We start from the raw sequence: 1,154 nt of genomic DNA on the forward strand, positions 1-1,154 counted from the left end.
TGAACCGAGCCGGGTTTGGTGGAGGCTCCAACTCTTGAGAGAATGGAGCCATGAACAAGAAGGCAACCAAGTTTTCCCCGGAAGTCCGCGAGCGCGCAGTGCGTCTGGTGCGCGAGCAACGTAGCGAACATCCGTCGATGTGGGCGGCGGTCGAATCGATTGCACCGATGATCGGCTGTACGCCGCAGACGCTGCACGAATGGGTCAAGCGTGACCAGGTTGACCAGGGTGAGCGTGATGGCGTGAGCACCGACGAACGCGAACGGCTGAAGGCCCTGGAGCGCGAGGTCAAGGAATTGCGTCGTGCCAACGAGATTCTCAAGGTCGCGAGCGCGTTTTTCGCCCAGGCGGAGCTCGACCGCCGTTTCAAGTCCTGAAGGCCTTCGTCGATCAGTATCGCGACACCTTTGGGGTCGAGCCGATCTGCAAGGTCTTGCGGATTGCCCCGTCGGGCTACCGACGCCATGCGGCACAGCTTCGCGATCCGTCCAGACGCTGCGCCCGCGCGAAACGAGATGAGATTCTGCAACCCGAGATCAGGCGTGTCTGGCAGGCCAACATGCAGGTCTATGGTGTGCCGAAGGTCTGGAAGCAGATGAATCGCGAGGGCATTGTGGTCGCGCGCTGCACGGTCGGTCGGTTGATGAAGCTGCAAGGTCTGCGTGGTGCGGTTCGCGGCAAGCGCATTCGCACCACGATTGCCGACAAAAGCGCACCGCGTCCGCTGGACCGAGTCAACCGGCAATTCAAGGCGCAGCGGCCGAATCAGCTCTGGGTTTCGGACTTCACGTACGTTTCGACATGGCAAGGCTGGCTTTACGTGGCGTTCGTGATCGACGTGTTTGCTCGCCGTATCGTTGGCTGGCGAGTCAGTTCGTCGATGACCACGGACTTCGTTCTGGACGCACTTGAACAGGCGCTGTATGCGCGGCAACCAGGCGAGAACGGGACATTGATACACCATTCCGACAGGGGGTCCCAATACGTCAGCATTCGCTACAGCGAACGTCTGGCCGAAGCGGGCATCGAGCCTTCGGTCGGCAGCCGTGGCGATAGCTATGACAACGCGCTGGCTGAAACGATTAACGGCCTGTACAAGACGGAACTGATTCATCGGCGCGCCCCGTGGAAAACGAAGGAATCCGTCGAACTGG

At 60.5% G+C, this 1,154-nt stretch carries 1 pseudogene and 1 other annotated feature; the pseudogene reads left to right on the forward strand.

Annotation, left to right across the window (positions count from 1 at the left end):
* Nucleotides 1-50: 50 nt before the first annotated feature.
* Nucleotides 51-1,154 (forward strand): annotated as a pseudogene (locus tag SB764_RS38120) (IS3 family transposase); the annotation flags it as partial.
* Nucleotides 332-448, forward strand: a sequence feature (AL1L pseudoknot). It overlaps the preceding pseudogene by 117 nt.

The sequence above is a fragment of the Paraburkholderia sp. SIMBA_027 genome, assembly GCF_046535315.1.
GTDB lineage: Bacteria > Pseudomonadota > Gammaproteobacteria > Burkholderiales > Burkholderiaceae > Paraburkholderia > Paraburkholderia tropica.